The 25,693-nt window shown below is 75.2% G+C and carries 24 protein-coding genes; 21 read left to right on the top strand and 3 right to left on the bottom strand.

Annotated elements, in window-relative coordinates; genetic code table 11:
- Positions 1–2 precede the first annotated feature (2 nt).
- The 5 genes from MF672_RS39655 (at position 3) to MF672_RS39635 (ending at position 4,894) form a co-directional block, all read left to right on the top strand.
- Positions 3–1,202: a (Fe-S)-binding protein gene (locus tag MF672_RS39655; RefSeq protein ID WP_242383599.1), complete on the top strand. Its 1,200-nt coding sequence runs from the start codon at positions 3–5 to the stop codon at positions 1,200–1,202.
- Positions 1,199–1,945, top strand: a complete 747-nt coding sequence (locus MF672_RS39650; protein ID WP_242383598.1) for an IclR family transcriptional regulator — start codon at positions 1,199–1,201, stop codon at positions 1,943–1,945. Before MF672_RS39655 ends, MF672_RS39650 begins: the two co-directional genes overlap by 4 nt.
- Positions 1,946–1,956: 11 nt before the next feature.
- On the top strand, positions 1,957–2,700 hold the full coding sequence (locus MF672_RS39645; RefSeq protein WP_242383597.1) for an IclR family transcriptional regulator: 744 nt from the start codon (positions 1,957–1,959) through the stop codon (positions 2,698–2,700).
- Between the two features lie 3 nt (positions 2,701–2,703).
- Complete coding sequence (locus tag MF672_RS39640) at positions 2,704–2,916, top strand: DUF2277 domain-containing protein (protein ID WP_242383596.1); 213 nt, start codon at positions 2,704–2,706, stop codon at positions 2,914–2,916.
- Between the two features lie 64 nt (positions 2,917–2,980).
- Entirely contained in the window at positions 2,981–4,894 is a 1,914-nt protein-coding gene (locus tag MF672_RS39635; protein WP_242383595.1) for a hypothetical protein, read from the top strand.
- A 50-nt stretch (positions 4,895–4,944) separates the two neighbouring features.
- On the opposite strand, the gene MF672_RS39630 is transcribed toward MF672_RS39635, so the two are convergent.
- Positions 4,945–5,367 carry a hypothetical protein gene (locus MF672_RS39630; protein WP_242383594.1) on the bottom strand — a complete coding sequence of 141 codons (423 nt, stop codon included), beginning with the start codon at positions 5,365–5,367 and terminating at the stop codon, positions 4,945–4,947.
- Between the two features lie 92 nt (positions 5,368–5,459).
- Here MF672_RS39630 and MF672_RS39625 point away from each other — a divergent pair, with 92 nt between their 5' ends.
- The 6 genes from MF672_RS39625 to MF672_RS39600 all read left to right on the top strand — a co-directional run bounded on the left by MF672_RS39625 (position 5,460) and on the right by MF672_RS39600 (position 10,598).
- A complete protein-coding gene (locus MF672_RS39625; protein WP_242383593.1) occupies positions 5,460–6,140 on the top strand; it encodes a response regulator transcription factor in 681 nt (226 codons plus the stop codon).
- On the top strand, positions 6,137–7,375 hold the full coding sequence (locus MF672_RS39620; RefSeq protein ID WP_242383592.1) for a sensor histidine kinase: 1,239 nt from the start codon (positions 6,137–6,139) through the stop codon (positions 7,373–7,375). Before MF672_RS39625 ends, MF672_RS39620 begins: the two co-directional genes overlap by 4 nt.
- Positions 7,376–7,410: 35 nt before the next feature.
- Positions 7,411–7,737 carry a PepSY domain-containing protein gene (locus MF672_RS39615; RefSeq protein WP_242383591.1) on the top strand — a complete coding sequence of 109 codons (327 nt, stop codon included), beginning with the start codon at positions 7,411–7,413 and terminating at the stop codon, positions 7,735–7,737.
- A 546-nt stretch (positions 7,738–8,283) separates the two neighbouring features.
- Positions 8,284–8,976, top strand: coding sequence for an isocitrate lyase/phosphoenolpyruvate mutase family protein (locus MF672_RS39610; protein WP_302893356.1), 693 nt, complete (start codon positions 8,284–8,286; stop codon positions 8,974–8,976).
- Between the two features lie 89 nt (positions 8,977–9,065).
- Entirely contained in the window at positions 9,066–9,830 is a 765-nt protein-coding gene (locus tag MF672_RS39605; protein ID WP_242384130.1) for an isocitrate lyase/PEP mutase family protein, read from the top strand.
- A gap of 54 nt (positions 9,831–9,884) precedes the next feature.
- Positions 9,885–10,598 (top strand): class III extradiol ring-cleavage dioxygenase family protein, encoded by a 714-nt coding sequence (locus MF672_RS39600; protein ID WP_247815657.1) that lies wholly within the window; start codon positions 9,885–9,887, stop codon positions 10,596–10,598.
- Here MF672_RS39600 and MF672_RS39595 read toward each other — a convergent pair.
- A complete protein-coding gene (locus tag MF672_RS39595) occupies positions 10,520–11,431 on the bottom strand; it encodes a ribonuclease Z (RefSeq protein ID WP_242373923.1) in 912 nt (303 codons plus the stop codon). The two genes, MF672_RS39600 and MF672_RS39595, sit on opposite strands and share 79 nt — an antisense overlap.
- On the opposite strand from MF672_RS39595, the gene MF672_RS39590 reads away from it, so the two are divergent.
- Genes MF672_RS39590 through MF672_RS39565 form a run of 6 tightly spaced genes read left to right on the top strand, consistent with a single transcriptional unit; the run spans position 11,382 to position 17,574 of the window.
- Positions 11,382–11,957 carry a methylated-DNA--[protein]-cysteine S-methyltransferase gene (locus MF672_RS39590; protein WP_247815656.1) on the top strand — a complete coding sequence of 192 codons (576 nt, stop codon included), beginning with the start codon at positions 11,382–11,384 and terminating at the stop codon, positions 11,955–11,957. The two genes, MF672_RS39595 and MF672_RS39590, sit on opposite strands and share 50 nt — an antisense overlap.
- 13 nt (positions 11,958–11,970) lie before the next feature.
- Complete coding sequence (miaA, locus tag MF672_RS39585) at positions 11,971–12,876, top strand: tRNA (adenosine(37)-N6)-dimethylallyltransferase MiaA (protein ID WP_242373914.1); 906 nt, start codon at positions 11,971–11,973, stop codon at positions 12,874–12,876.
- A gap of 9 nt (positions 12,877–12,885) precedes the next feature.
- On the top strand, positions 12,886–13,698 hold the full coding sequence (gene dapF, locus MF672_RS39580) for a diaminopimelate epimerase (RefSeq protein WP_242373913.1): 813 nt from the start codon (positions 12,886–12,888) through the stop codon (positions 13,696–13,698).
- A 49-nt stretch (positions 13,699–13,747) separates the two neighbouring features.
- The gene (locus MF672_RS39575; RefSeq protein ID WP_242373912.1) at positions 13,748–14,503 is read left to right on the top strand and encodes an SCO6745 family protein; all 756 of its coding nucleotides are present in this window, start codon (positions 13,748–13,750) and stop codon (positions 14,501–14,503) included.
- 19 nt (positions 14,504–14,522) lie between these two features.
- Positions 14,523–16,799: a tetratricopeptide repeat protein gene (locus MF672_RS39570; RefSeq protein ID WP_242373911.1), complete on the top strand. Its 2,277-nt coding sequence runs from the start codon at positions 14,523–14,525 to the stop codon at positions 16,797–16,799.
- 16 nt (positions 16,800–16,815) lie between these two features.
- Positions 16,816–17,574: an SDR family NAD(P)-dependent oxidoreductase gene (locus tag MF672_RS39565; RefSeq protein ID WP_242373910.1), complete on the top strand. Its 759-nt coding sequence runs from the start codon at positions 16,816–16,818 to the stop codon at positions 17,572–17,574.
- A 23-nt stretch (positions 17,575–17,597) separates the two neighbouring features.
- Here MF672_RS39565 and MF672_RS39560 read toward each other — a convergent pair whose 3' ends face one another.
- Positions 17,598–18,587, bottom strand: a complete 990-nt coding sequence (locus MF672_RS39560) for a helix-turn-helix transcriptional regulator (RefSeq protein ID WP_242373909.1) — start codon at positions 18,585–18,587, stop codon at positions 17,598–17,600.
- Between the two features lie 159 nt (positions 18,588–18,746).
- Between MF672_RS39560 and MF672_RS39555 the strand changes: the two genes are divergently transcribed.
- From MF672_RS39555 to MF672_RS39540, 4 genes are read left to right on the top strand one after another with little or no spacing between them, the layout of a single operon-like run.
- Positions 18,747–21,134, top strand: a complete 2,388-nt coding sequence (locus tag MF672_RS39555) for a GcvT family protein (protein ID WP_242373908.1) — start codon at positions 18,747–18,749, stop codon at positions 21,132–21,134.
- Entirely contained in the window at positions 21,131–22,333 is a 1,203-nt protein-coding gene (locus MF672_RS39550) for a sarcosine oxidase subunit beta family protein (protein WP_242373907.1), read from the top strand. Before MF672_RS39555 ends, MF672_RS39550 begins: the two co-directional genes overlap by 4 nt.
- The gene (locus MF672_RS39545) at positions 22,333–22,566 is read left to right on the top strand and encodes a sarcosine oxidase subunit delta (RefSeq protein ID WP_242373906.1); all 234 of its coding nucleotides are present in this window, start codon (positions 22,333–22,335) and stop codon (positions 22,564–22,566) included. The genes MF672_RS39550 and MF672_RS39545 overlap by 1 nt, the downstream gene beginning before the upstream one ends.
- The gene (locus MF672_RS39540; protein ID WP_242373905.1) at positions 22,563–25,670 is read left to right on the top strand and encodes a 2Fe-2S iron-sulfur cluster-binding protein; all 3,108 of its coding nucleotides are present in this window, start codon (positions 22,563–22,565) and stop codon (positions 25,668–25,670) included. The genes MF672_RS39545 and MF672_RS39540 overlap by 4 nt, the downstream gene beginning before the upstream one ends.
- Positions 25,671–25,693 lie beyond the last annotated feature (23 nt).

Below are 25,693 nucleotides of genomic sequence, written 5' to 3'. Positions count from 1 at the left end.
GCATGGACCCGAAGCTGATCGACGACTGCGTGCACTGCGGGTTCTGCCTGCCGACGTGTCCCACGTACGTGTTGTGGGGCGAGGAGATGGACTCGCCGCGCGGCCGCATCCACCTGATGAAGCAGCACGTCGAGGGCACCCCGGTGACGCCGGAGATGGCCGGGCACTTCGACGCCTGCCTCGGCTGCATGGCCTGCGTGACCGCCTGCCCGTCCGGGGTGCGCTACGACCGGCTGATCGAGTCGACCCGGGTGGAGGTGGAGCGGCGGCACGAGCGCGACCCCCGGGAGCGGGCGGTGCGCGGCATCGTGTTCAGCCTGTTCCCCTACCCGCGGCGGCTGCGGCTGGCGCGCCCGGCGGCGGCCCTGGGCCGGCGCATGGCGGGCTACCTCGGCAGGGCGGACGCGAGCCTCGGCGCGATGGCCGCGCTCGCGCCCGAGGCCGGGCGGCGGCAGCGGCTGCCGCGCCTGGTGCGGGCGCGGGGCGAGCGCCGGGCGGTGGTCGGCATGCTCACCGGCTGTGTGCAGCGCGAGTTCTTCCCGCAGGTCAACGCGGCCACCGCGCGGGTGCTGGCGCTGGAGGGCTGCGACGTGGTGATCCCGCCGCAGGGCTGCTGCGGCGCGCTCAGCGTGCACTCCGGGCGGGCGGAGCAGGCCAGGCGGCTGGCGGCGCGCACGGTGCGGGCCTTCGAGCGGGCCGGGGTGCGCACGGTCGTGGTGAACGCGGCCGGCTGCGGCTCGTCCATGAAGGAGTACGGCGAGCTGCTGGGCCGCGAGCCGGGGTTCGAGGTGCGCGACCTGTCGGAGTTCCTGGCCGAGCTGGGGCCGGCGGCCAAGCGGCACCCGCTGCCGCTCAGCGTGGCCTACCACGACGCCTGCCACCTGGCCCACGCACAGGGCGTGCGGTCCCAGCCGCGCGAGCTGCTGGCCGGCATCCCCGACCTGGAGCTGCGCGAGGTGCCGGAGTCGGCGATCTGCTGCGGCTCGGCCGGCACGTACAACATCTTCCAGCCGGAGGCGGCGCGCGAGCTCGGCGACCGCAAGGCGCGGGCGGTGGCGGCGGCCGGAGCCGAGCTGCTGGTGTCGGCCAACCCGGGGTGCACGATGCAGATCGCGGCGGCGATGCGGCGGGCCGGGCGGGAGATCCGGGTCGCGCACACGGCCGAGGTCCTGGACGCCTCGCTGCGCGGGGTCGCGCTGTGAGCGTGCAGTCCGTGGAGCGGGCGCTCGACGTGCTGGAGGCGCTGGCCGAGCACGGCGGCGAGGCGGGGCTGTCGGAGCTCGCGGCCCGCACCGGCCTGCCGTACGGGACCATCCACCGGCTGCTGCAGACGCTGCTCGCCCGCGGCTACGTGCGCCAGGACACCGACCGGCGGTACGCGCTCGGCGGCGGCCTGGTCCGGCTGGGCGGCGTCGCGGGGGGCATGGTCGGCGTGTGGGCGCAGCCGTACCTGGCGAAGATGGTGGAGCTGTCCGGCGAGACGGCGAACCTGGCGGTGCTCGAAGGCGACTTCGTCGTCTACGTGGCGCAGGTGCCCTCGCCGCGCCGGCTGCGCATGTTCGCCGAGGTGGGGCGGCGGGTGCTGCCGCACAGCACGGCCGTGGGCAAGGTGCTGCTGGCGGGCCGGCCGCCGCAGGAGGCGCTCGCGGTGTTCGAGCGCACCGGCATGCCCCGCCGCACCCCCAACACGATCACCGCCGTCACCGACATGCTCGCCGAGCTGGACGCGGTGCGCGAGCGCGGCTGGGCGATGGACCTCGGCGAGGAGGAGCTGGGCGTGCACTGCCTGGCCGTGCCGGTGTGCGACGGCGGGCGGGTGGTGGCGGCGATGTCGGTGTCGGGGCCGGCCGAGCGCATCGACGCGCTGGACCGCGCCGAGCTGGCCGCGGGCCTGCGGCGGATCGCGAGCGGCTTCGGCGGGGAGTTCGGCCCGCACGCCGAGTAACCTGTTGCGCTATGAGCAACAGCACGACGGTCCAGTCGGTGGACCGGGCCATCGCGATCCTGGAGATCCTCGCCCGCGAGGGCGCCACCCGGGTGACCGACCTCGCGGCGGAGCTCGACGTGCACAAGTCCACGGCGTTCCGGCTGCTGGCCGCGCTGGAGCAGGGCGGTCTGGTGGAGCAGAGCGGCGACCGGGGCCGCTACCGGCTGGGGTTCGGGGTCATCAGGCTGGCCGGCGCCGCCACGGCCCAGCTCGACCTGGCCCGCGAGAGCCGGCCCGTGTGCCTGCGGCTGGCGTCGGCGATCGGCGAGACCGTCAACGTGGCGGTGCCGCAGGACGGCGCCACGGTCAACATCAGCCAGGTCCGCGGCCCGGCCGCGATCAGCGGCCACAACTGGGTCGGCCAGCGCACCCCGTCCCACGCCACCTCCAGCGGCAAGGTGCTGCTGGCCTTCGGCGCGCTGCGGCTGCCCGCGGGCGAGCTGGAGCGCTACACGCCGCGCACCCGCACCTCCGCCGCCGAGCTGGAGCTGGCCGAGGTCAGGGAGCGCGGCTGGGCCTGCACGGTGGAGGAGCTGGAGGTCGGGCTGAACGCCGTGGCCGCGCCGGTGCGCGGCGGCGACGGGGCCGTGGTGGCGGCGGTGAGCGCGTCGGGGCCGTCCTACCGGCTGACGCCCGAGCGGCTGCCAGAAGTGGGCGAGCTGCTGGTCAGGGGCGCTCGGGAGATAAGCCAGCGCATCGGCTATTACGGTTGAGCCATGTGTAGGAGCATCAAGACCCTGCGGCCCCCGTACGTCGAGAGCGTCAGCGAGGACGACGTGCGGGCGGCGGCGCTGCAGTACGTCAGGAAGATCTCCGGGTTCCGGGCGCCGGCCGCGCACAACGCCGAGGCGTTCGAGCGGGCCGTCGAGGCGATCACCAAGGCGTCGGAGGAGCTGCTCGGCGCGCTCGAAGTTCGCGGGAGTCGTTGACAGGCCCCGCCGGCGGGGGGACGTTTCGCGGACAGGCATCCCCAGCTACCTCCGGGAGCTCCCCATGATCAGCGGGCTGTACGAGGGACAGAGCGGCGACGCGCGGCTGGCGCTCCGGGTCGACGTCGACGGGAGCAGGCCGACCGGGCGGGTGAGCGGCGACCTGTTCGCCGTGACCGGCGCCACCACCTCCTACGTCGGCTCGTTCGTGGTCAACGCCCCCGCCGTGCACGCGGAGGGGTCGCGGGCCAGGATCGAGGGGGCGGGGACGTTCACGTTCGAGACGCCGGTCAAGGACGTGAGCGTCACGATCAGCGCGGGCGCGGGCACGGCGGCGCTGGCCGGGCGCGCGTTCCAGGTGGCCTTCGCCTCGCCGTGCTTCCGCCGGGTGCGGCTGGAGGTCGACTCGGTGGTGGGGCCGGTGCCGTTCGGGTCGTACCACACCGGGTCGCTGCCGGCCCCGGGCGGCGCGCCGCCGCGCGAGCTGAGCGTGGTCACCGCGTACGCGGAGGCGGGCGTCGAGCTGACCCTCGCCGAGCCCGGCGTGATCCCGGTGGACGGCTCGGGGGATGACCTGGCGTGGAGCGACGCCGAGCTGCACCACGCGATGACGCAGCAGTTCGGCGCGTTCGCCGACGCGCCGGCCTGGCGGGTGTGGCTGCTGGTGGCCGGCCGGCACGTCGGCGGCTACCGGGGCGTCATGTTCGACTACGACGACGCCCACCAGCGCCAGGGCGCCGCCGTGTGCCACGACGCGATCAAGGGCACGACGCCGGAGGCGCGGCGGGCGCAGCTCCGGGCGTACGTGCACGAGCTCGGGCACGCCTTCAACCTGCTGCACCCCTGGCAGAAGAACCTCGCGGTCCCGCCGCAGCCGCTCGGCCCCGAGGGCGGCTTCGGCGACCTGAGCTGGATGAACCACGCGCAGAACTACCGCCCGGACGGCGAGCGCGGCTACTGGGCGGCCTTCCCCTTCCAGTTCACCGACGCCGAGCTGGTGCACCTGCGCCACGGCCGCTACCGGGACGTGGCGATGGGCGCGAACGCCTTCGGCACCGGCGCGACCGAGATCGCGCCGTTCGAGCAGCCCGTGGAGGACCGTTCCGGGCTGCGGCTGGAACTGCGCGCCAAGGAGTCGTTCGAGCTGGGCGAGCCGGTCGTGGTCGAGCTGAGGCTGTCCGCGCCCGGCGGGCCCGCCGTCACGCACGGGCACCTGCACCCCGACACCGAGTTCACCCAGGTGTCGATCACCCAGCCGGGCGGCCGGACCGTGCTCTACCGGCCGATGATGCGGCACTGCGTGGACACCTCGCCCGGCATCCGCCTGGACGGGGGCAACCCGGCCATGTACCGCAGCGCGTACATCGGGCACGGCCGCGACGGGCACTACTTCCAGCAGCCCGGCGAGTACCGGGTCCGCGCCCAGTACGTCGCGGCCGACGGCTCGCGCATCGTCTCCCCCGCCTGCCTCGTGCGGGTGCGGCTGCCGGTCACCCGCGACGACCACCAGGTGGCGGAGCTGATGCTGGGCGAGGAGCAGGGCAAGCTGTTCTCCCTGCTGGGCTCCGACTCGCCGGCGCTGCGGGCCGGCAACCAGGCGCTGGACGAGGTCATCGACCGCTACGGCGAGCATCCGCTCGCCACGTACGCGCGGCTGGTGAAGGGACTGAACGCGGAGAGCGAGTTCAAGGCGCTGACCACGGGCAAGCGCCTGCGGGTGCGGCCGCCCGACCCGAAGCAGGGCATCGAGCACCTGAGCCGGGTCGCGCGGGACGGCACCGTGGACAACATCACGCTCAACCTCGTCATGCGCCGCCTGGCCAGGGCCGAGGCCCGGCAGGGCGACCTGGCCCGGGCCGGGGCGGTGCTGGAGGAGATGGTCGCGCTGTTCACGGCCAGAGGCGTCAACCCGATCGTGCTGGGCCAGATCACCCGGCAGGCCGAGCTGACCAGGACGGCGCTGACCGCCGAGGCGTGAGCCTCAGCGGGAGCCTCCTCGAAGACCAGGTAGCCGCGGGGCCCACGTGATCAGCCTTGGCGCAGCACGGGACGGCCCGCCGAGCAGGCGATCGTCAGCTCGACGTCCTCGCCCTCGGGCGGCTCGAACTCGACCTTCGCCTCCGGGGCCGGGCCCGGCTCGACGCCGTCCACCGACCAGTCCTGGGCGGGGCTCCAGGAGCGCAGCGTCACCAGGCCGGCGGCGTCGCAGGAGGCGATGACCGTGCCGCCCGCGCCGCGGATCAGCCGGCCCTCCTGGCCCTGGCCCGGCGTGCCCGCCGGGGTGGCGGCGGCGCGGGCGGTGGCGGTGGCGAGCGCCGCGGCGACCTCCTCCTCGCTGAGGACGCGCCCGGGCGTGCCGGTCACGCCGGTGCCCAGCAGGCCGAGCACGGCCAGGGACGCCCCGGTGGCGGCGACCGCGGTGGCCGCCCAGGCCAGCAGGTACTTCTTCATCGCTCCCAGCTTCCCCCACGCCGGGCTAAGACCACGTTAAGGGCACGATAAGACGTTCCTGGCCAGGGGCCGCGACCGGCTACGTTCGTGCTATGGCCGACATCCTGCTCATCGAGGACGACGTGGCGATCCGCACGGCGCTCAGCCGGGGGCTGAGGGAGCTGGGGCACGCGGTGTCCTCCTCGCCGACCGCGCTCGACGGGCTGAAGCTGGCCGTCGCGGACCGGCCCGACCTCATCGTGCTCGACCTCGGCCTGCCCGACCTGGACGGCGTGGAGCTGCTGCGCATGCTGCGCGCGGTCAGCCGGGTGCCGGTCATCGTGGCCACCGCGCGCGACGGCGACGCCGAGATGGTGCCCGTCCTCGACGCCGGGGCCGACGACTACGTGGTCAAGCCGTACAGCGCGGCGCAGCTCGACGCCCGGGTGCGGGCGGTGCTGCGGCGGGCCGGCGGCGGCCCGGCGCCCGAGCCGCTGGCGGTGGGGACGCTGCGGGTGGACCCGCGGGCCCGCACCGCGACGCTGGACGGCGCGCCGCTGGACCTCACGCCGCGCGAGTTCGACGTGCTGCACTACCTGGCCGCCCGGCCGGGCGAGGTGGTGACCAAGCGGGAGCTGCTGACCGAGGTGTGGCAGCTCCCTTACGGGGGCGCGGACAAGACGGTGGACGTGCACCTGTCGTGGCTGCGCAGGAAGCTCGGCGAGACCGCCGCCGAGCCCCGCTACCTGCACACCGTGCGCGGGGTCGGCGTCAAGCTGGTCGGGCCGGCGTGAGGCGCTGGCTGGCGCTGCTGGTGGCGGCCACCACGTCGCTGGTGCTGGTCGCGCTGCTGGTGCCGATGGCGCTGCTCATCAGGGCCGTGGCCGCGAACGGGGCGATGGAGCGGGCCACGGCCGCGGCCGGGTCCGTCGCGGTGGCCGCCGGCACGCCCGACCTCGCGGTGGCGGTGGAGCAGGTGGCGCGGCCGGTGACGGTGTTCCTGCCGGACGGCGGCACGCTCGGCGCGCCCGCCCCGCGCTCGGCCGCGGTGCGGCTGGCCGCGACCGGGCGCAGCGTGACCGCCGAGGCCGGCGGCGGCCGGGAGGTGCTGGTCTCCGCGCAGTCGCCGCAGGGCACGGCGGTGATCAGGGTGTTCGTGTCCGACGCCGAGCTGATGAGGGGCGTGCGCGAGGCGTGGGCGGCGCTGCTGGTGCTGGGGCTGGCGCTGGTGGTGCTGGGGATCGTGCTGGCCGACCGGCTGGCGCTGGCCGTGACGCGGCCGGTGGACGGGCTGGCCAGGGTCTCGCACCGGCTGGCCGGGGGCGACCTCGCCGCGCGGGCCGAGCCCGGCGGGCCGCCCGAGGTGCGCTCGGTGGCGCTGGCGCTCAACCACCTGGCCGGGCGGATCGACGCGCTGCTGGCCGCCGAGCGGGAGTCGGTGGCGGACCTGTCGCACCGGCTGCGCACGCCTCTGACCGGCCTCCGGCTGGACGCCGAGGCGCTGCGCGACCCGGAGGAGGCGGCCCGGCTGCAGGCCAGGGTCGACGCGCTGGAGCGGGCGGTGAGCGCCGTCATCACCGAGGCGCGGCAGCGCACGGCCGGGCGGGGGTCGTGCGAGGCGGGCGCGGTGGTGCGCGAGCGGGTGCGGTTCTGGTCGGTGCTGGCCGAGGACCAGGGGCGGGAGGTCGCGGTGTCGCTGCCGGACGGGCCGCTGCCGGTCGCGGTGGGGGCCGAGGAGCTGGCGGCGGTCGTGGACGCGTTGCTCGGCAACGTCTTCGCGCACACGCCCGAGGGCGCCGCCCTGTCCGTACGGCTGGCGCGGCACCCCGAGGGGGCGCTGCTCACCGTGCGCGACGCCGGGCCCGGTTTCGAGCCCGCCCTCCTGGAACGCGGCACCAGCGGCGGCGGCTCGACCGGCCTCGGCCTGGACATCGTCCGGCGCACCGCCGAGTCGTCCGGCGGCCGGCTGGAGGTCTCCGCGGCGGAAGGGGGCGGGGCGCGGGTTGAGGTGGTTTTAGGAGCGGCTTAGCGCGCGGTTATCGGCGTCCGCGATGTCCTGGGGTCATGCGAATCACGAAGAAGATCATTGTTGCCGGTGCCGGGGTCGTCGCGCTGCTCGCGGGCGGCGGGGCCGCCGCCTACGCCGCCACCGCCGCGCCCGAGGCCCCCAAGGTCACCGCGGAGAAGGCCATCGAGCTGGCCCACCAGAAGGTCCAGGGCGCCTGGGTGAGCGAGGTGGACCACGACGACTCCGGCAAGTGGGAGATCGAGCTGACCAAGGGCACGCAGGTGTACGAGGTGGCCGTGGACTCCGCCAGCGGCGCGGTCACCCAGCAGGCCGCCGCCCAGGCCGAGCCGGACGACGACCAGGGCGAGGCCGACGACGACTGAGCCCTCCGGTGGGGCGCGCCGGTCCGGCCGGCGCGCCCACGGGTCACCCGCTATCGGGTGAGCCGGTCCAGGAAGGCGTAACAGGGGTCGCGGCGGAAGTCGTGGAAGGTCGCGCACGGGTCGACGGGGCCCCGGGGCAGCGCGGGCCGGGGCGGCTCGCGGCGCGGGGCCGCCGGCGGGGCCTGGCGCGGGGCCCGCGGTGGGGCCTGGGGCGGGGCCTGGGGTGGAGCCTGGGGCGGGGCCTGCGGCACGGGTGAGCCGGTGCGGCGCGGCCGCGGGTGCGGGCCGGCCCGCCGGCGGGCGGGCGGTCGCGGCACGGTGGCGTGACGCGGGCGGTACCCGTCGGGACGGGTTGCCGGCGGGGACGCCCAGGGCGCGTACCCCGAGGGCCCGTACACCGAAGGCGGCAGGTACGCCGACGGCGGCGCGCCGGGCGACGGCACCGCCCGCACCCAGGGAGCCGGCACCCGCGCCCCGGCCGACCTTTGGACCGTTCCACTCATATGCGGCGGAGATGCGATCAATGTCATATGGGACACCCGGGGAGTGGCGTTCGGTGTTATTGATCTCACGGTAAGCGGCGTTTCCGCATCGATTTCCGGCGTCCTTCGCGGGCTGCACGTGCCGGGCACGCCCCTGGTCCTGCCCAACATCTGGGACGCCGCCTCGGCGCGGGCCGTCCAGGAGGCCGGCTTCCCGGCGGTGGCGACCGGCAGCGCCGCCGTCTGCCAGGTCCTCGGCTACGAGGACGGCGAGCGCGTCCCGGCGGAGGAGATGCTGGCCGCCGTGGCGCGCATCGCCCGCGCCGTGGACGTGCCGGTCACCGCCGACGTCGAGCGCGGCTACGGGCTCAAGCCCGCCGAGCTGGCCGAACGGCTGCTGGCGGCGGGCGGCGTCGGCTACAAGCTGGCCGCCGGCCCCGGCACGCCCGCCGCCCCCGGCACCCGGCAGGAGGCCGGGCCGTCGCAGGGCACGGGCGGCACCCAGGACGACGCCTTCCAGGACGACGAGGCGACCATGGGCGACGCCGCCACCGACCCGGGCGGCGGAGGCGACCCGGCCGGCACCGGCGACTCCGACGGCGGCACCTCCACGGGCCGCGACCAGGGCGCCACCCGGACCGGCGACGGCAAGAAGCCCACCTCCCCCGCCAAGGCCCCGCAGTCCCCGGCGGCCGACAACCCGGCGGACGGCCCCGGCGGCCTGGTCGCCGGGCAGTGCGCGACGAGCGGCTGCTGACCCCCTGGGCGGCGGGCCAAGTGGCTCGAAGGTTGTGGCCGCCATTGGACCTTCGGCGACGGCGGCCCGCGAGCCTAGGGTCAGGAGACATGACGACGATTGACGGAGCCGGCCCCATCGAGCGGGCCGGCGTCCTTCGCGGGCTGCACGTGCCGGGCACGCCCCTGGTCCTGCCCAACATCTGGGACGCCGCCTCGGCGCGGGCCGTCCAGGAGGCCGGCTTCCCGGCGGTGGCGACCGGCAGCGCCGCCGTCTGCCAGGTCCTCGGCTACGAGGACGGCGAGCGCGTCCCGGCGGAGGAGATGCTGGCCGCCGTGGCGCGCATCGCCCGCGCCGTGGACGTGCCGGTCACCGCCGACGTCGAGCGCGGCTACGGGCTCAAGCCCGCCGAGCTGGCCGAACGGCTGCTGGCGGCGGGCGCGGCCGGCTGCAACCTGGAGGACAGCGACCCGCGCACCGGCGAGCTGGTCGACCCGGGCGAGCAGGCGGAGTTCCTGGCCGGGGTGCGCGCGGCGGCCGGCCCGGCACTGGTGATCAACGCGCGGGTGGACACGTACCTGCACGGCGACCGCACCCGCGCCGACGCGCTCGCGCGGGCGCGGCGCTACCTGGAGGCCGGCGCCGACTGCGTGTACCCGATCGTGCTCGGCGAGGAGGACGAGATCGGGGCGCTCGTGTCCGAGCTGGCCGGGCGGCCGGTCAACGTGCTGTTCCGGCCGGGCGCGCCGTCGCTGCGGCGGCTGGCGGAGCTGGGCGTGGCGCGCGTCAGCTTCGGCGGCGGGCTGCACCGGCTGGTGTACGCCCACGCCGCCGCGCTGCTCGCGCGGGTGAAGGCGGGCGAGAGCCCCTTCTAGGTCAGGCCCGACCTGGCCGAGGGCGGTGGCGCCGGTCCGCGTACGCTTGCGCTCGTGCTTGCCGCCGCGGCCGTCTGCCCGCAAACCCCGCTGCTCGTGACCGGGATGCCCGTGCTCGCGGAGCTCCGCGCCGCGTGCGGGGCCGCCGTGGCGGGCCTGCTCGCCGCCCGCCCCGACGTGCTGGCCGTGGTGGGCGGGGCCGCGGACACGGCGGCGTACGCGGGCCGGGCGGCCGGCAGCCTGCGCCCGTGGGGGCTGCGGGTCACGGCGGGCGAGGGCGAGCCCGTGCTGCCGCTGTCGCTGACCGTGGGCCGCCACCTGCTGGGCGGGCAGGCGCCCGACGCCTGCCAGGCCGTCGCCTACGACGCCGCGCCGGCCGAGTGCCGGGCGCTCGGCGAGAAGCTGGCGGCCTCGGGCGAGCGGGTGGGGCTGCTGGTGCTCGCCGACGGCCCGGCCTGCCTCACGCCCCGGGCCCCCGGCAGGTACGACGAGGCGGCCCGCCCCTTCGACGACCTGGTCGCGCACGCGCTGGACACGGCCGCCCCCGGCGCGCTCGCCGCGCTCGACCCCGGGGAGGCCGACCGCCTGTGGGCCACCGGCCGCGCCGCGCTCCAGGTGCTCGCCGGCGCGGCCGGGCCGGAGCCGTTCGACGGCCGGCTGCTCGCCCGCTCCGCCCCCTTCGGGGTCGGTTACCACGCCGCTGTGTGGACCCGGCGCGGCACCGGCACCTTCATCAGGTCGCGGGCCAGCACGACCTCGCCGTCGTAGCTGCGCCGCACCTCGGCCACGAACGCGGGCTCGTCGCCGAACCCGTAGCGCTCGGAGAAGTGCGTGAGCACCAGCCGCCGCACCCCGGCGTCCGCCGCGACCACGCCCGCCTCGTACGCCGTCAGGTGCCCGTACTCCTTGGCGAGCGCGCTCTCCCCCGACAGGAACGTGGCCTCGATGACCAGCAGGTCGACCCCGGAGGCCAGCTCGAAGACGGTGTCGCAGAGCCGGGTGTCCATGACGAAGGCGAAGCCCTGGCCGGGGCGCGGCTCGCTGCACTCCTCCAGCGTGACGCCGCGCACCGAGCCGGTGCGCTGCAGCTCGCCGACCTCGGGGCCGCGGATGCCGTGGGCGGCCAGCTTCGCGGGCAGCATGCGGCGGCCGGGCGGCTCCTGGACGCGGTAGCCGTACGACTCGACGGGGTGGGACAGCCGGCGCGCGATCAGCGGCCCGGCCCCGTCGAGCGCGCCGGAGACGGGATGCTCGGCGATCACGCCGGTGTCGGCGAAGGCGGCGGCGTGCCGCAGCCGCCGCCAGTAGACCGCCCCCGAGGCGGGGTAGACGGCCCGCACGGGGTGCCTGACCCGGTCGCGGGCGATGCGCTGCACGACGCCGGGCACGCCGAGGCAGTGGTCGCCGTGGAAGTGCGTCACGCACACCCAGTGGACGTCGTTGGCGCTCAGCCCGGCGTGCACCATCTGCCGCTGCGTGCCCTCGCCCGGGTCGAACAGGAAACCCTGCCCGTCCCAGCGCAGGAAGTAGCCGTTGTGGTTACGGTGTCTGGTGGGCACCGCACTGGAGGTGCCCAGCACCACGAGCTCACGAGAGGACATCATGGCCCCAGCGGGAGATTCGGTCGCCTTCGCCACGGTGGCGACGCCGGTGGGCGCGTTCACGCTGGCCGTCACCGAGACGGGGCTGGTGGCGTCGGGCTGGGGCTCCTCCCACGCGGGCCTGGCGGACCGGCTCGGGCTGGTCGAAGTGCATGATTCGGATCGTACGGCCTCCGCCGTCGCCGAGCTGAACGCTTATTTCGCCGGCGAGCTGCGGGCCTTCGCGACGCCCATCGACTGGCGGCTGACGTCCGGGTCGCGGCGGCGGGTGCTGCAGGCGCTGCACGCCGTCCCGTACGGCACCGCCGTCACCTACGGCGAGCTGGCCCGGCTCAGCGGCTCCACCGTGCCCGCGCGCGGCATCGGCTCGATCATGGGCTCCAACCCGATCCCGATCGTCGTGCCCTGCCACCGGGTGATCTCGGGCACCGGGCTCGGCGGGTTCAGCGGCGGCACCGGCGTGGAGACCAAGCGGTGGCTGCTCACCCACGAGGGGTACCTGCAACCGACGCTGCTCGATCTCTAGCACACTGGTGCGTGTGCGCCAGCAGCCAGTGATCGCCGTCGTCGGCCCCACCGCGGCCGGAAAGTCCGACCTCGCCGTGGAGCTCGCCCTCCGCCTCGGGGGCGAGTGCGTCAACGCCGACTCCATGCAGCTCTACCGCGGCATGGACATCGGCACCGCCAAGCTGACCCCCGAGGAGATGCGCGGCGTGCCGCACCACCTGCTGGACGTCTGGGACGTCACGGTCACCGCGAGCGTGGCCGAGTACCAGAAGCTGGCCAGGGACGTCATCGACCGGGTGGCGGCGCCCGTGCTGGTCGGGGGCAGCGGCTTGTACGTGCGGGCGGCCCTCGACGACCTGGAGTTCCCCGGCACCGACCCGGAGATCCGGGCGCGGCTGGAGGCGGAGCTGGCCGAGCGCGGCCCGGCGCCGCTGCACGAGCGGCTGCGCGGGCTCGACCCGGCCGCGGCGGCGGCGATCCTGCCCAGCAACGGCCGCCGCATCGTGCGGGCGCTGGAGGTGATCGAGCACTCGGGCCGGCCGTTCTCGGCGACGATGCCGTCGTACGACGCGGTCTACCCGAGCGTGCAGCTCGGCCTGGAGGTGCCGCGGCCGGAGCTGGACGAGCGGATCGCGCTGCGGGTGGAGCGCATGTGGGCGGCGGGCCTGGTCGAGGAGGTGCGCGGCCTGCTCGGGCAGGGCCTCGCCGAGGGCCGCACGGCCGGCCGCGCGCTCGGCTACCAGCAGGTCGTCCGCTACCTGAGCGGCGAGTGGAGCGAGGAGCGGGCGCGGGAGGAGACGGTGCGGGCCACCCGGCGCTTCGCGCGCCGCCAGGAGTCGTGGTTCCGGCGCGACCCGCGGGTGCGCTGGCTGCCGTACGACGCCCCGGACCTGGTGGAGCGCGCCCTGGCGGAGATCACCGGGCACCCCTCCCCCTAGACTTGCGGCATGCGTTTCCTGAAGGGCCACGGCACCGAGAACGATTTCGTCATCCTGCCCGATCCCGACGCCGAGCTCGACCTGTCGGCCGCGCTCGTCGCCAAGATCTGTGACAGGAGGGCGGGCCTCGGGGCCGACGGCGTCCTCCGGGTGGTGCGCACCAAGCGCAGCCACGAGGTGGCCGGCCAGGCGTCCCGCGCGGAGTGGTTCATGGACTACCGCAACGCCGACGGCAGCGTGGCCGAGATGTGCGGCAACGGCGTGCGGGTGTTCGCCCGCTACCTCATCGACGCGGGCCTCGCCGACCCGGCGGAGTTCGCCATCGCCACCCGGGGCGGGCTGCGCCCGGTCCGGGTCGAGCCGAACGGCGACATCACGGTGGCCATGGGCAAGCCGGTGGTGGAGGGCGAGAGCGTGGCCACCGTCGGCGGCTGCGAGTACCCGGGCCTGCGCGTCAACGTGGGCAACCCGCACCTGGCCTGCGCCATCGGCGACCCGGTCGTCCAGCTCGACCTCACCCACCAGCCCGGCTTCGACATCGGCGTCTTCCCCGGCGGCGTCAACATCGAGCTGTTCAACCCGGTGGGCGTCAGCCGCGCGGTCATGCGCGTCTTCGAGCGCGGCTCCGGCGAGACCCGCTCGTGCGGCACGGGCGCGGTGGCCACGGCGGTCGCGGCGGCGGCCCTGTCGGGCGACACCACCGGCACCTGGACCGTGGAGGTGCTCGGCGGCACGCTCACCGTCATCCTGGAGGCGGACATGAGCTACCTGTCCGGCCCGGCGGTGATCGTGGCCAGCGGCGAGCTGATGCTTGCAGAATGAAGTTCTGCTGAGGCATGCTGGGTCTGTTTCCCGAACTGAGAGGTGGGACATGGCAGACCCACGCACCACCGCAGTCCAGGTTAAGGCGCCCATCGGGCAGCTCGGCGGCGGGTTCATGATCTCGCGCGAGGCCAAGGCCGTCTGCGAGGAGCACGGCCTCGGCGCCCGCGAGCTCTATTTCCGGGGCCGCTGCGGCGTGCTCGGCGAGTGCGACGCCGACGTCGTCCACTCCGTCGCCGTCTTCTTCCCGCGCGAGCACGTCGAGGAGAGCTGGAACAACGGCCGCAAGCTGCCGGTCGAGCGGGCCGTCGAGCTCTACGCCGAGGTGTGCCGCGCCTGGGGCCGCCGCAAGCTCGGCGGGTACGACGGCTGCGCCCGGCTCGCCGAGCTGCTGGAGCGGGTCGTCGGGGCGGCCTCGTCCGTGGGCGCCCCGCTGTTCGCCGGCTGGCGGGCGGTGCCGCTGCCCGACGACCCGCCGGCGCGGGCCGTCCAGCTCATGCACTGCCTGCGTGAGCTGCGCGGCGGCCTGCACGCCAACGCCGTGGTCGCGGCCGGGCTGCACCCCCTGGAGGCCACGCTCGCCACCGCCCACGACGCCACCCCGTTCGGCAACGCCGCGGGCGCCCAGATCGCCCGGTTCTTCACCTGGCCGGAACCCTACCCGGAGCCCGCCCCCGAGGTCGTGGCCCGCAGGGCCGAGGTGGAGGAGCGCACCGACGATCTCATGGCTCCGGTGTTTTCGGTCCTCGGCGACGGCGAATCGGACGAGCTGATCGAGCTTCTGCGTTTTGGGCACGGTCGTTGACCTGGCAGACTGACTGCCCATGGACGTGGACATCTGGGCCTGGGTCGGCGACACCCAGCAGCAGCTTTCCGAGGCGGGCAACGTTGGCCTCGCCATGGCGCTGGGAGACCTCCCCGCACAGGCCTACGAGGGCCGATACCCGCAGCTCGACGTGATGGCCCCGGCCATCGCGCAGCAGGCCGAGGCCCTGGAGCTGCCGTGGCTCGAGTTCTACGCCCGTTACTGGCACCTCATGGGCCGCGTCGGCGACCGGGCGCAGGGCGCGGTCGCGCTCGACGACGCCCGGCAGCTCCTCGCGTTCGCCCAGCGCGAAGACGTGCGCGAGTGCCCGTCCGTCCCGGCGGCGGTCGAGGCCCTCGCCCTCGCGCTGGCCAACACCGACGGCCCCGGCTACGCGGGCGAGCGCCTGGAGACGCTGGGCGCCTACCTCGAGGGCCTGAGCCCGGAGAAGTCCTCCTTCGCCGGCCTCGTCACCCAGTACGTCGCCGCGCTGGTCGACGCCGGCAAGGCGGACGAGGCCGTCACCTATGCCGAGTCCGCCGCCGAGCGGCTGCGCACCGCCGGCCGCGAGCCGAGCTGGGAGCTCGGCGCCGAGCACGCCCGCGCGCTGCTGGCCGCCGGCCGCGCCGAGGCCGCGCTCGACGCGCTGCAGGCCGCCTCCGGCCACCAGCCCGACGACCCGGTCGCCAAGGAGCACCGCGACGGCGTGCGCCGCGCGCTCATCCTCGCCACGCTCGGCCGCGTCGCCGAGGCCGTGGACGCGCTGCCCGACCTCGACGTGGTCGGCGAGCACCCGCGCGTGTTCGTCGAGTGGTCGCGCGCGGTCAGCCTGCTGGCCGGCTCCTCGCAGATCACCAACACCTGGCAGCTCGGCCGGGTGCTGCGCCAGTGGGTCGACTACTTCGCGATGATGGGCGGCTACCGCGCCCGGGTCGAGCTGGCCCTCGTCGCCGGCGACCTCGCCGTCGCCCGCCAGGGCGTCTGGCAGGCCAGGCTGCTGGCCGACCTCGCCGAGTCCGGCGCCGCCGAGCTGCGCGACAGCGAGGGCGTCGCCGAGCGCGTCGCCGCGCTGCGCGCCGCCGCCGACGCCGCCGGCGAGCCCGCGCCCCCCGGCCCGCTGGAGGAGCGGGTGGGCCTGTTCGACGCCGCCGACGGCTTCAACGCCGACCCCGAGAAGTGGGTGGGCTGGCTGGCGCCGCTGTCCGGCGACGACCTGGAGGCCACCCGCCGCCACACCACCACGCTGGGCTTCCTCGGCTACCCCGCCACCGGCGCCGACATCTACTGGAAGACGCTGGTCGACACCGGCAAGATCGGCGAGGCCGAGTCCGACGACGTCGCCTACCTCACCACCCTGCTCATCGAGGCCCGCCAGGACGAGCGGCTGGAGCAGATGGCCGCGCTGCTGCCGCACGCCGCGCAGCAGGTCGCGCTCGCCCGCCTGCACAGCGCCCGCGAGCGCTGGCAGGAGGCGCTCGACGCCGCCGAGCACGCCGTCGCCGCCGGGGCCGGCATCGACGCCCGCCGCCTGCTGTCCGGCGCCGCCCAGCAGCTCGACCAGAACGCCAGGGCCGCCGAGGTGCTGCTGGAGGTCATCGACGAGCTGTCCGACGAGGACGTCTGGCGCATGATCGTCATGGCCACCTCGGCCGAGGACTGGGACACCGTGCGCAAGGGCGCGGCCAGGATCGGCATGCCGATCAAGTCCAAGGAGGGCCCGATCGAGGAGGAGATGGGCCTCATCCGGGTCATCCTCCCCGCGCCCGACGGCGGCCAGCGCCAGGTCCTGTCGATCCGCACCGGGCCCGCCACCGCCCGCCTGGCCCTGCCGCAGCCGCGCGGCATGGACTACAACGCCGGCGACCTCGTGGTCTTCGACCCGCAGCTCCTTGAGCCGGTGCCCGACGACCCGCAGGAGCAGCAGAACTTCGTGCCGCCGTTCGCCGCGGTGCGCATCCTGCGGCCGGGCGGCTACACCAGCTACTTCTTCGACGGCGCGGCGCCGAGCGAGGCCGACTGGACCGAGTTCACCGAGGTCATGGCCGAGCGCGGCTGGCCGATGTGGGTCTACAGCGACGAGAACTACAAGGTCACCCACCCGTCCTCGGGCGAGCCGCTGCCGGGCGTGTTCGGCTGGGTCGCGGTGCCGCCGGACGTCTCGCCGCAGGAGGTCGACGCCCTGCTCGACGACGCCACCGAGCGCTGGGTGCACCCGCTGGCCTGGCTCGACCTGGCGCGCGAGATCGACGTCGAGGTCGAGCGGCACGAGCGCATCGTCAAGGAATACGGGCTCTAGAAGGGACGGCCGGCCGGTGCTGGAGCGGTTCCGCCTGGACGGCAAGGTGGCGATCGTCACCGGGGCGTCGTCCGGGCTGGGGGTGGCCTTCGCCCGCGGGCTGGCCGAGGCGGGCGCCGACCTCGTGATCGGCGCCCGGCGGGCCGACCGGCTGGAGGAGACGCGGCGGCTGGTCGAGGAGACCGGCCGGCGGTGCCTCGCGGTGCCCGCCGACGTGGCCAGGCCCGACGACTGCGACGCGCTCGCCGCCGCCGCGGTCGAGGGCCTGGGCCGCGTCGACGTGCTGATCAACAACGCCGGCCTCGGCACCGCCGTCCCGGCGCTGAAGGAGACGCCCGCGGAGTTCCGGCAGGTTGTCGAGGTCAACCTGATGGGGGCGTACTGGATGGCGCAGGCGTGCGCGCGGGTGATGCGGCCGGGCTCGTCGATCGTCAACGTCGGCAGCGTGCTCGCCGAGACCACCGCCGGGCTGCCGCAGGCCGCCTACACCGCCTCCAAGGCGGGTCTCGCCGGGCTGACCCGCGACCTCGCCCAGCAGTGGACCGGCCGCCGCGGCATCCGGGTCAACTGCCTGGAGCCGGGCTTCTTCACCTCGGAGATGACCGAGCAGTACCAGCCGGGCTACCTGGAGCGGACGATCGAGTCGCGGGTGCTCATGAAGCGCGCCGGCGACCCGGCCGAGCTGGTCGCGGCGGCCCTGTTCCTGGCCTGCGACGCCTCCTCCTACGTGACGGGCGTGACGCTCCCGGTGGACGGCGGCTTCCTGCTCACCTAGCGGGCCGGCTCGCTGGGGGCTGGTCACTGGCTCAGCAGGTCGCGCTGGGCGGCGAGGAAGCCGGCGTGGAAGCGGGTGCGGGCGCCGAGGCGTTCGCAGAGCACCTGCACCCGGCGCTGCACGGTGCGCGGGCTCAGGCCGAGCTGGCGGGCGATCGCGTCGTCCTTCATGCCGCCCGCGAGCAGGGCCAGCACCTCGGCGTCCGGCGCCTGGGGCCAGCCCTCGGGGTGCAGGCCGTCCTCGGCCAGGCGCAGCGGCACGGCGGCGCGCCACAACGTCTCGAACAGGCCGACCAGTGCGTCGAGCAGGGCCGACGGGTGCACGACGAGGGCGGTCTCGACGGCGCGGTCCTCGTCGGAGACCAGCGGCAGGATGGCGGTGCGGGCGTCGGCGACGGCCAGCTTGACCGGCACCTGGCCGAGCCTGGCCTGCTCGCCGTCGGCGATGGCGCGGCGGGTGTGGGCGAGCATGCCGGGGTGTTCGAAGGCGAGCGGGCTGTAGATGCCGCGCACCACCGGCGCTCCCCTGCGGGCGGCGCGGCGCTGGTTCTCGCGGTCGTCGCTGATGTCCACCGCGTACGGCGGGTGCACCAGCACCAGCAGCTCGCTGGTGGCGTTGCGTTCGAGCTGGAGGTAGCGGCGCGCCACGGCGTCGTGCCCGGTGACGACCTCCAGCACCTCCTCCGGCTGCGGCCCGCTGCGCGCGGCGACCTCGGTGGCGAGCAGCGCGGCGGCGGCCCTGCTGTGGGTCAGCTCCTCCTGGCGGCGGGCGACGAGGATGTCGATGGCGATGTTCGGGGGGGTCGCGACGAGCCGCAGCGGACGCCCGGCGACCCGCGAGATGAGCCCGAGGTCCTCCAGCCGGGGCAGCATGCGGCGGTTGGCGGCGGCCGAGGAGCCGGTCTCGGCGGCCAGCTCGCTGAGGGTGGCGGGGCCGTGACGCAGCAGGGCCCGGTACGCCGTCTCTTCGGCGACGGTGACCCCCAGGCCCTCCAGCAAGCGCCGCTGCGCCATACCGACCTTTCCCGACATGCCATGATCCGTGACGAGCGTACGGTGTACCGCGTCCGGCGGTCCACAGGCGGGCGAGGTCTTGTTCAGCGGGCGGGCGGGCATCTATGGTCGTTGCGTAGTCCGGTTCTAGTTGCGTAATAAGGAACAACCGGAGGCGCCATGAGTCGGCCCCGTACGGTGATCATCGGCGCGGGGATCGTCGGGTGCGCCCTGGCCGACGAGCTCACCGAGCGCGGCTGGACCGACGTGACCGTCCTCGACCAGGGGCCGCTGTTCGCCGCGGGCGGGTCCAGCTCGCACGCGCCCGGCCTGGTCTTCCAGACCAACCCGTCCAGGACGATGACCGAGTTCGCCGCCTACACCGTGCGCAAGTACACCGCCCTCGGCGCGCACTGCTTCCGCCAGGTCGGCGGCCTGGAGGTGGCGACCACCCCGGAACGCTGGGCCGACCTGCACCGCAAGCAGGGCTGGGCCGAGTCGTGGGGCGTCGAGGGCCGGCTGGTCGACGCCGCCCGGTGCGCCGAGCTGTGGCCGCTGCTGGACCGCTCGAAGGTGCTCGGCGGCTACCACGTCCCCACGGACGGCCTGGCCGCGGCCGTCGCCTGCGGCGAGACGCAGGCCGCCCGCGCGGCCGAGCGCGGCGCGCGCTTCCTGGAGCGCCACACCGTCGTCGGCGTCGAGCAGCGCGGCGGCCGGGTCACCGGCGTCTCGGCGCTGGCCGGCGGCGAGCACCGGACGATCCCCGCCGAGGTGGTGGTGTGCGCGGCCGGGTTCTGGGGGCCGTCGGTCGGGCGGCTGGCCGGGCTCACCGTGCCGCTGCTGCCGCTCGCCCACCAGTACGCCAGGTCGGGCCCGCTCGACCTGGTCCGCCCCGGCCCCATCCTCCGCCACCAGGACCGCGACCTGTACGTCCGCCAGTACGGCGACCGGATCGGCATCGGCTCCTACGCCCACCGCCCGATGCCGGTCAGGCAGGAGGAGATCGGCCCCAGGGGCACCGTGATGCCGTCGGTGCAGGCGTTCACCGAGGAGGACTTCGAACCGGCCTGGCGGGACGCGGCCGAGCTGCTGCCCGCGCTCCACGGGTCCAAGTACGAGGACGGCATCAACGGGATCTTCTCCTTCACCCCCGACGGTTTCCCGCTGATCGGCGAGGCCCCGCACCTCGACGGGTTCTGGCTGGCCGAGGCCGTGTGGGTGACGCACTCGGCCGGGGTCGCGCGGGCCGTCGCCGAGCTGCTGGTGGACGGCACGTCCAGGACGGACCTGCACGAGTGCGAGCTGGCCAGGTTCGAGCCGGCGCAGCTCTCCCCCGCCTACGTCGAGGAGCGCGGCAGGCAGAGCTTCGTCGAGGTCTACGACGTGATCCACCCGCTCCAGCCGATGGAGTCGCCGCGCCCGCTGCGCACCAGCCCCTTCCACGTCCGGCAGCGGGAGCTGGGGGCGGTCTTCCTGGAGGGGGCCGGGTGGGAGCGGCCGCACTGGTTCGAGGCGAACGCGCCGCTGCTGGAGGAGCGGGACCGGCCCGCCGCCGGGGAGCGGGACGCGTGGGCGAGCCGCTACTGGTCGCCGATCGCCGCCGCCGAGTCGCGGGCGACCCGCGAGCGCGTCGCGCTCTACGACATGACCCCGCTCAAGCGCATCGAGGTCAGCGGCCCGGGGTCGGCGGCGTTCCTGCAGCGCATGACCACCAACAACGTGGACAGGAAGCCCGGCTCGGTCACCTACAGCCTGCTGCTGGACGCCAGGGGCGGCATCCGCTCGGACCTGACCGTCGCCCGGCTGGCCGAGGAGCGCTTCCAGATCGGCGCGAACGGCAACCTCGACCTCGACTGGCTCACCCGGCACGCGCCCGGCGGGGTGCGGGTGCGCGACCTGACGCCCGGCACCTGCTGCGTCGGCGTGTGGGGGCCGCTGGCCCGCGACCTGGTGCAGCCGCTGACGGATCTGGACCTGTCGAACGCGGGGTTCCGCTACTTCACCTGCAAGTCCGGATATGTCGGGCACGTTCCGGTGCTCGCCCTGCGCGTCTCGTACGTGGGCGAGCTGGGCTGGGAGCTCTACACCACCGCCGACCTGGGCCTCAAGCTCTGGGACACCCTCTGGGCGACCGGCCTCGCGGTGGCCGGCGGGCGGGCCGCGTTCAACAGCCTGCGGCTGGAGAAGGGCTACCGGCTGTGGGGGGTGGACATGACCACCGAGCACGACCCGTACGAGGCGGGGCTCGGCTTCGCCGTCCGCGGCGACAAGGACTTCCTCGGCCGCGACGCGCTGCGCCCGGAGCCGACGCGCAAGCTCGTGCCGCTGCTCAGCGCCGAGGTCGTCATGGGCAAGGAGCCCGTGCGGCACGACGGGCGCACGGTCGGGTACGTCACCAGCGCTGCCTACGGCCACACCGTGCGCCGCCCGATCGCCTACGCCTGGTTGCCGGCCGAGCTGGCCACCCCCGGTACGCATGTCGACATTTCCTACTTCGGCCGCCGCGTCCCCGCGGAGGTCGCCGCCGAGCCGCTGTACGACCCCGGGATGGAGAAGATCAGGCGTTGACCCACCCCGACTTCCTGTGGCGCGACCCCGACCCGCGGCCCTCCTACGACGTGGTGATCGTCGGCGGCGGCGGCCACGGCCTGGCCACCGCCTACTACCTGGCCAGGAACCACGGCCTGACGAACGTCGCCGTCCTGGAGAAGGGCTGGCTGGCCGGCGGCAACATGGCCCGCAACACCACCATCATCCGCTCCAACTACCTCTGGGACGAGAGCGCCGCCATCTACGAGCACTCGCTCAAGCTGTGGGAGGGACTGAGCGCCGAGCTGGACTACGACCTGCAGTTCAGCCAGCGCGGCGTGCTCAACCTGGCGCACAGCCTCGGCGACGTGCGCGAGGGCCGGCGCCGCGTCGAGGCCAACCGGCTCAACGGCGTGGACGCCGAGTGGCTGGACGCCGACGAGGTGAAGAAGTTCTGCCCGCTCGTCAACGTCTCCGCGCGCGCCCGGTACCCCGTCCTGGGCGCCACGCTGCAGCGGCGCGGCGGCATCGCCAAGCACGACCACGTGGCCTGGGCGCTGGCCCGGCGGGCGGACGCGTACGGCATCGACCTGGTCCAGGGCTGCGAGGTCACCGGCTTCGAGATCAGCGGCGGCCGCGTCACGGCGGTGCGGACCTCGCGCGGCCGCATCGCCGCCGGCACGGTGGCGCTGGCCGCCGCCGGGCACACCTCGGTGCTGGCCGAGCTGGCCGGGTTCCGGCTGCCGCTGCAGTCGCACCCGCTCCAGGCGCTGGTGTCGGAGCTGCTGGAGCCGGTGCTCGACTGCGTGGTGATGTCGAACGCGGTGCACGTCTACGTCAGCCAGGCGCACAAGGGCGAGCTGGTCATGGGGGCGGGCATCGACGCGTACAACTCCTACGGCCAGCGCGGCGGCGTGCACGTGATCGAGGCGCAGATGGCGGCGGCGCTGGAGCTGTTCCCGGTCTTCAGCCGGGTGCGCGTGCTGCGCACCTGGGCCGGCATCGTGGACGTCTCCCCCGACGCCTCCCCGATCATCGGCCGCACCCCGGTCGAGAACCTGTTCGTCAACGCGGGCTGGGGCACCGGCGGCTTCAAGGCCACGCCGGGCGCCGGCTGGGTGTACGCCGACACGATCGCGCACGGCCGCCCGCACCCGCTGGCCGAGCCGTTCGCGCTGGACCGGTTCACCACGGGCGCGCTCATCGACGAGCACGGCGCGGCGGCGGTGGCGCACTGATGCTGCTCATCCCCTGCCCCTTCTGCGGCCCGCGCGACGAGAACGAGTTCCGCTACGGCGGCCAGGCCGGCGTCGCCTGCCCCGAGCGCAAGACCAGCGACGCCGAGTGGGCCGCGTACCTGTTCGTCCGCGACAACCCGAAGGGCTGGTTCCGCGAGCGCTGGTTCCACGCGCACGGCTGCCGGACCTGGTTCACCGTCGAGCGGCACACGCTCACGCAGGAGATCAGATGAGATTCGCCTTCGACGGCCGCGCCTACCGGGGCGAGCCGGGCGACACGCTGGCCGCCGCCCTGCTGCGCAACGGCGTGCGCGTGGTGAGCCGCAGTGTGGAGCTGGGCCGCCCGCGCGGGATCTGCACCGCCGGCCCCGAGGAGCCGAACGCGCTGGTCCGCGTGGGCGCCGACCCGATGGTGGCGGCCACCACGGTCGAGCTGTACGACGGCCTGGAGGCGTGGAGCCTGCGCGGCAAGGGCCGCCTCGACCCGGACGCGCCCGACGACCGCCGCTGCGACAAGGCGTACCTGCACTGCGACGTGCTCGTGGTCGGCGGCGGCCCGGCCGGGCTGGCCGCCACGGTCGCGGCCGGGCGCTCCGGGGCGCGGGTGATCCTCCTCGACGACCAGCCGCGGCTCGGCGGCGACCTGCTGAACAGCCGCGTCCTGCTGGACGGCCGGCCCGCCCTGGACTGGGTGGCGGCCCTGGACCTGCCCGCCCGCGTGCTGACCAGGACCACGGCGATCGGCTTCTACGACCACGGCTACGTGGTGGCCGTGGAGCGGCGGGCGCGCGGCGAGCGGCTGTGGCACTTGCGGGCGCGGCGGGTGGTGCTGGCGACGGGCGCGCACGAGCGGCCGGTGGCCTTCCCCGGCAACGACCGGCCGGGGGTGATGCTGGCCTCGGCCGCCCGCACGTACGCCAACCGGTACGGGGTGCGGCCCGGGCGGCGGGCGGTCGTGTTCGCCTGCGCGGACTCCGGCTACGAGGCCGCGCGTGACCTGATGGCGGCCGGGGTGGAGGTCCTGGCGGTGGTGGACCCGCGCCCGTCCGAGCTGCCGCTGGACGGCGTGGAGGTGCTGGCCGGGCAGGTCGTCACCGGCACCGACGGCGACGCCGAGGGCGTGCTGAGCGGGGTCCGCGCCGGCGGGCGGCGCTTCGCCTGCGACCTGCTGGCCGTGGCCGGCGGCTGGAACCCGGTCGTGCACCTGTTCAGCCAGTCACAGGGCCGGCTCCGCTACGACGACGGGCTGGCCGCGTTCGTGCCGGACACGTCCGCGCAGGCCGTAGACCCGGCCGGGGCCTGCCGCGGCCGGTACGGGACGAGCGAGGCCATCGCCGACGGCTACGCGGCGGGCGCCGGGCGTCCCGATCACGGGTTGCGCGTCCCCGTCGACGGCTGGGTGGCGCCGCGGCTCCCCGCGGCCCTCTGGCACGTGGCCGGCGACGACCCCGAGCCCGCCTTCGCCGACCTGCACCGCGACGTCACCGTGGCCGACCTGGCGAGGGCCGCGGGAACCGGGATGCGGTCGGTGGAGCACGTCAAGCGCTACACGACCGCGGGCACCGGCGCCGACCAGGGCAAGACGTCGGGCGCGGTCGTGGTGGGCGTGATGGCCGCCCTGCTCGGCGCGGAGCCGGGCCAGGTGGGCACGACGACGTACCGGCCGCCGTACACGCCGGTGTCCTTCGCCACGCTGGCCGGGCGCGACCGGGGCGAGCTGTCCGACCCGGTCAGGACCACCGCGCTGCACGACGCGCACGTCGCGCTCGGGGCCGTGTTCGAGGACGTCGGCCAGTGGAAGCGGCCCCGGTACTTCCCGCGCGACGGGGAGAGCATGGAGGACGCCGTGCGGCGCGAGTGCCGCGCCGCCCGCACCGGCGTCGCCGCCATGGACGCCTCCACCCTCGGCAAGATCGACATCCGGGGCGCGGACGCGGGCGCGTTCCTCGACCGGATCTACACGAACCTGTACTCCACGCTGCCCGTCGGGGCCTGCCGCTACGGGCTGATGTGCGGCGCCGACGGCATGGTCCTCGACGACGGCACCACCACCCGCCTCGGCGACCGGCACTACCTCATGACCACGACCACCGGCAACGCCGCCGCCGTGCTCGACTGGCTGGAGGAGTGGCACCAGACCGAGTGGCCGGAGCTGGAGGTGTCGTTCACCTCGGTCACCGACCACTGGGCGACGGTCGCCGTGGCGGGGCCGCGGGCGCGCGAGGTGATCGCCGCCGTCGCGCCGGGGGCGGTGGACCTTCCGTTCATGCGGTACGCGGAGACCGGCGTGCTCGGGACGCCGGGGCGGGTGTTCAGGATCAGCTTCTCGGGCGAGCTGGCGTACGAGGTGAACGTGCCCTGGCGGCACGGCCGCGCGCTGTGGGAGGCCGTGCTCGCGCTGGGCGCGGTGCCGTACGGGACCGAGACCATGCACGTGCTGCGCGCCGAGAAGGGCTTCGCCATCGTCGGCCAGGAGACCGACGGCACCGTCACGCCGCAGGACCTCGGCCTGTCGTGGCTCGTCTCCACCCGCAAGCCCGGCTACGTCGGCAAACGCTCCCACTCCCGCCCGGACACCGCCCGCCCCGGCCGCAAACGCCTGACCGGCTTCCTGCCCGACGACCCCGCGACGGTCGTGCCCGAGGGCGCGCAACTCGTCCGCCCCGCGGACCGGGCCGGCGCCGGACATGTGACCTCCAGCTACGCGAGCGCCACGCTCGGCCGCTCCTTCGGCCTCGCCCTGGTCAGGGACGCGGCCCCGGGCGACCGGCTGACCGCGCTCTGCGGCGGCGTCGCCTACCCGGTCACGCTCGTCCCTCCCGTCTTCCACGACCCGGACAACGCCCGCCGCGACGGCCTGCCGCTCACCGCCGAGGTGCCGCCGTACGCCGCCGCGCCGCCGCCCGCCGAGAGCCCGGCGGCCCCGTTCGCCGCGCGCTTCCAGGCCGCGAGCACCGCGTCCGCGCGGCTGCGGGAGCTGCCCTTCGAGCCGATGTGGGAGGTGCGGGGCGCGGATCCCGGGATGGGCCTGGCGCTCGGCCCGTCCTGGTGGCTGGTCACCGGCGCCGTCGCGCCCGGCCCGGACTGGGTGGACGTCTCCAATCAGCGGACGGTCCTGGAGCTGTCCGGCCCGGCGGCCGAGGACGTGCTGATCACCGGCTGCCCGCTGGACCTGCACCCGTCGGCGCTCCCCGGCCACGCCCAGACGCTGCTCGGGCAGGCGCCCGTCCTGCTGGAACGCCGCGCCCCGGACACGTACCGGATCTACGTCAGATCGTCTTTCACCCGATACTTGGCCGAATGGCTACTTGACGCTCTTGAGGGCATTTATACCTAGACTTTACGAAAGCTGAAGTCTGG

The organism is Actinomadura luzonensis (assembly GCF_022664455.2).
Taxonomy (GTDB): domain Bacteria; phylum Actinomycetota; class Actinomycetes; order Streptosporangiales; family Streptosporangiaceae; genus Nonomuraea; species Nonomuraea luzonensis.
This window is presented reverse-complemented; position numbering and strand designations above follow the sequence as displayed.